The following is a 2272-nucleotide window of genomic DNA, read 5'->3' on the forward strand; positions in this document are numbered from 1 at the left end:
GAGCGCGCAAAGGCAAACACCCCAGCTCTGTGTTGGAGCTGGGGTGTTTAGATGGAGAGCCTGGCGATGACCTACTTTCACACGGGAATCCGCACTATCATCGGCGCGGAGTCGTTTCACGGTCCTGTTCGGGATGGGAAGGGGTGGTACCGACTCGCTATGGTCACCAGGCTATGACTTGTCGCGTCGCTGACTTTGTGTCAACGCCGCCAATATGGGAATGTAGTAGGGGTTGTGCTTGTGTATCAGGCACAAGGCAGACCCAGCCGGAAACATACCGGTTATAGGATCAAGCCGCACGGGCAATTAGTACTGGTTAGCTGAACGCATTACTGCGCTTCCACACCCAGCCTATCAACGTCCTGGTCTCGAACGACCCTTCAGGGAGATCAAGTCTCCAGGGAATCCTCATCTTCAGGCAAGTTTCCCGCTTAGATGCTTTCAGCGGTTATCTCTTCCGTACATAGCTACCCTGCGATGCCTCTGGCGAGACAACAGGTACACCAGCGGTACGTCCACTCCGGTCCTCTCGTACTAGGAGCAGCCCCCGTCAAGATTCCAACGCCCACGGCAGATAGGGACCAAACTGTCTCACGACGTTTTAAACCCAGCTCACGTACCTCTTTAAATGGCGAACAGCCATACCCTTGGGACCGGCTACAGCCCCAGGATGAGATGAGCCGACATCGAGGTGCCAAACACCGCCGTCGATATGAACTCTTGGGCGGTATCAGCCTGTTATCCCCAGAGTACCTTTTATCCGTTGAGCGATGGCCCTTCCATACAGAACCACCGGATCACTATGTCCTGCTTTCGCACCTGCTCGACTTGTCGGTCTCGCAGTTAAGCACGCTTTTGCCATTGCACTTTAGGTACGATGTCCGACCGTACCAAGCGTACCTTCGAACTCCTCCGTTACACTTTGGGAGGAGACCGCCCCAGTCAAACTGCCTACCATGCACTGTCCCCGACCCGGATTCACGGGCCAAGGTTAGAACCTCAAACAAACCAGGGTGGTATTTCAAGGACGGCTCCACCGAAACTAGCGTCCCGGTTTCAAAGCCTCCCACCTATCCTACACAGATCGGTTCAAAGTCCAATGCAAAGCTACAGTAAAGGTTCATGGGGTCTTTCCGTCTAGCCGCGGGGAGATTGCATCATCACAAACACTTCAACTTCGCTGAGTCTCGGGAGGAGACAGTGTGGCCATCGTTACGCCATTCGTGCAGGTCGGAACTTACCCGACAAGGAATTTCGCTACCTTAGGACCGTTATAGTTACGGCCGCCGTTTACCGGGACTTCAATCAAGAGCTTGCACCCCATCATTTAATCTTCCGGCACCGGGCAGGCGTCACACCCTATACGTCCACTTTCGTGTTTGCAGAGTGCTGTGTTTTTATTAAACAGTCGCAGCCACCATTTTATTGCAACCCCTTCGTCCTTCTGGCGCGAGCCAGTCAAACTACAAGGGCGTACCTTATCCCGAAGTTACGGTACCAATTTGCCGAGTTCCTTCTCCCGAGTTCTCTCAAGCGCCTTAGAATACTCATCTCGCCCACCTGTGTCGGTTTGCGGTACGGTCTCGTATGACTGAAGCTTAGAGGCTTTTCTTGGAACCACTTCCAATTGCTTCGCGACCTAAAGTCGCTCGCCCCACACCCTTGAATCACGCACCCGGATTTGCCTAAGTGCCATCTCCAATGCAGGGACCGGGACATCCAACACCCGGACAACCTTCCGCGATCCGTCCCCCCATCGCATCATACGACGGTGCAGGAATATTAACCTGCTTCCCATCAGCTACGCATCTCTGCCTCGCCTTAGGGGCCGACTCACCCTACGCCGATGAACGTTGCGTAGGAAACCTTGGGCTTACGGCGAGGGGGCCTTTCACCCCCTTTATCGCTACTCATGTCAGCATTCGCACTTCTGATACCTCCAGCATCCTTTACAAGACACCTTCACAGGCTTACAGAACGCTCTCCTACCATGCACTTACGTGCATCCGCAGCTTCGGTATATTGCTTAGCCCCGTTACATCTTCCGCGCAGGACGACTCGATCAGTGAGCTATTACGCTTTCTTTAAAGGGTGGCTGCTTCTAAGCCAACCTCCTGACTGTTTTAGCCTTCCCACTTCGTTTCCCACTTAGCAATATTTAGGGACCTTAGCTGGCGGTCTGGGTTGTTTCCCTCTTGACACCGGACGTTAGCACCCGATGTCTGTCTCCCGTGATTGCACTCTTCGGTATTCGGAGTTTGCTATGGCGGGG

General features: G+C 53.9%; 2 rRNA genes. Both read right to left on the bottom strand.

Going from position 1 to position 2272, the window contains the following annotated elements:
• Positions 1–58: 58 nt before the first annotated feature.
• Positions 59–171, bottom strand: a 5S ribosomal RNA gene (gene rrf, locus N511_RS0100030).
• A gap of 114 nt (positions 172–285) precedes the next feature.
• Positions 286–2272 (bottom strand): 23S ribosomal RNA (locus N511_RS0100035); the annotation flags it as partial.

Origin of the sequence: Ralstonia sp. UNC404CL21Col (assembly GCF_000620465.1) — a bacterium.
Taxonomy (GTDB): domain Bacteria; phylum Pseudomonadota; class Gammaproteobacteria; order Burkholderiales; family Burkholderiaceae; genus Ralstonia; species Ralstonia flatus.